The 1,869-nt window shown below is 38.5% G+C and carries 3 protein-coding genes; all 3 read left to right on the forward strand.

Annotated elements, in window-relative coordinates; translation table 11 throughout:
* The first annotated feature begins 201 nt into the window (after positions 1–201).
* Positions 202–969 carry a ZIP family metal transporter gene (locus BMZ41_RS15385; protein WP_090531339.1) on the forward strand — a complete coding sequence of 256 codons (768 nt, stop codon included), beginning with the start codon at positions 202–204 and terminating at the stop codon, positions 967–969.
* A gap of 101 nt (positions 970–1,070) precedes the next feature.
* Positions 1,071–1,325 carry a PF20097 family protein gene (locus BMZ41_RS15390; protein WP_090531342.1) on the forward strand — a complete coding sequence of 85 codons (255 nt, stop codon included), beginning with the start codon at positions 1,071–1,073 and terminating at the stop codon, positions 1,323–1,325.
* 219 nt (positions 1,326–1,544) lie between these two features.
* Entirely contained in the window at positions 1,545–1,694 is a 150-nt protein-coding gene (locus BMZ41_RS15510; RefSeq protein ID WP_176754558.1) for a hypothetical protein, read from the forward strand.
* Positions 1,695–1,869 lie beyond the last annotated feature (175 nt).

The following is a 1,869-nucleotide window of genomic DNA, read 5'->3' on the forward strand; positions in this document are numbered from 1 at the left end:
AAAAAATGAAAGAACTGGAGTCCGCAGACTCCAGTTCCTCCTTATAAAAAAGAAAAGGTCGCGGCGGGAGCCGCGACACTTTGTCTACACTCTGAGATCAGGATTTTTATCCTGGTCTTTTTTTATGTACAAAAAAGAGATATAGTAGATAAAAAGTTATTGATAAAGCGATGGCTGAGATGAAAAAAGGAACTGTAAGCTATGTGGAATATAATCATCATTCCGTTTCTGGGAACAGCGCTAGGCGCTGCCAGTGTATTTTTATTAAAAAAAGAAATTGGACAAAAGATGCAACGTGCCCTGACTGGGTTTGCATCTGGTGTGATGGTGTCTGCATCTTTTTTCAGCCTGCTGCTACCTGCACTTGATCAGACAGCAGATATGGGAAAACTAGGATTTCTTCCCGTTTCAGTTGGATTTGGGATAGGTATGCTTTTTCTTTTGGTAATGGATTTGGTGACGCCTCACATGCATCTGGACAAATGCGAGGAAGGTCCAAGGAGCGGGCTTAAGAGAACAACAAAACTTGTCCTGGCAGTAACTCTCCATAATCTTCCTGAAGGAATGGCGGTTGGAATAGTATGTGCAGGTTGGCTTTACGGAAATAGCACAATATCTTTTACAGGAGCATTGGCTCTGGCAATCGGTATTGCAATACAGAACTTCCCTGAGGGTGCAATAGTTTCAATGCCGCTTTTGAGTGAGGGCGTTCCAAAAGGAAAGACGTTCCTTTATGGTGTTCTGTCAGGAGTTGTTGAACCGATAGGTGCACTTTTAGTCATTGCTGCATCAGGATTGTTTATTCCGCTGATGCCATATCTATTGAGTTTTGCTGCCGGAGCCATGATATATGTCGTAGTTGAGGAGCTTATCCCAGAAATGTCTGAGGGTGAGCATTCGAATATCGGAACAATCTCTTTTGCCATGGGGTTCATACTTATGATGGCTTTGGATGTAGGATTGGGGTGAGGGTTTTTAAATACGCAGAAAAAGGATATAGTAGATAATATTGTTTTATAGATACTAGAGAGGACTCGACGGAAATTAGATAGCTAGGAGGAATAATTGTTATGAATTGTCCTAATTGTGGTAAAGAGATGAGACCGGGAATTGTCAAGGCAAGGCCTCTACGAGATAATAAAGTTTTTTGGTATCCTGAGAATTATAAAAATAAATCGATTATTAATGAGGAACCAGTAGTTCTTTCTTTAGAAGCGGAAGGTTACTATTGTGATGAGTGTATGACTGCGTTTGCAAGTTTCAAAAATAAAGAATTCGGAATTGTTGAACGTTTATTTTACAAGATATTTGATAAGGAGTATTAGGGTTATTAGCAGTTATCTCAAAAGAGATATTTGTTCTTATACTCTTTTGATGCACAGAAATGAGATATAGTAGATAAATATGGTTTTGGAGCTGAAAAAAATGTATTCAGATAATAACAGACCTAGCAACGAAGAACTTGAGGATATGAAAGCAACTCTTCTTAGGGAGTTAGATAAACTATTGATGTGAGCAAATCGGAAGTAGTTGTGGAGGATGAAATGCTTTTCGTGATAGGCAAAGATACAGAATCTATTGGCATCGTTGGTGCAATCATTATGTTCTTCCAATTGATTCTACTTATTGGTGCAATAGTTCCTACAGAATATGTATTGTCAAGAAGATTTGATTCTGAAGGAAAAGCTAGATAACTTCCAGTCTGTTGAAACGACCTCTATCACATCGAAGTGATGGAGGTTGTTTTTTTCTTTTCTATTATCAATGTTCCGATTTTATGCAAAAATAGTGAATTGAAAAACTAACTTCCAGTCAGCCTTAAGCAAGCCAGAAGTTAATAATGCAAACGAGGAACTAGAAGACAGTCTT

Origin of the sequence: Pseudobutyrivibrio sp. UC1225 (assembly GCF_900115215.1) — a bacterium.
GTDB lineage: Bacteria > Bacillota > Clostridia > Lachnospirales > Lachnospiraceae > Pseudobutyrivibrio.

Bases quoted from the DNA above. Each gene is read 5' to 3' on its own strand.
- BMZ41_RS15385 (WP_090531339.1), top strand. From the start codon at position 202: ATGTGGAATATAATCATCATTCCGTTTCTGGGAACAGCGCTAGGCGCT.
- BMZ41_RS15390 (WP_090531342.1), top strand. From the start codon at position 1,071: ATGAATTGTCCTAATTGTGGTAAAGAGATGAGACCGGGAATTGTCAAG.
- BMZ41_RS15510 (WP_176754558.1), top strand. From the start codon at position 1,545: ATGCTTTTCGTGATAGGCAAAGATACAGAATCTATTGGCATCGTTGGT.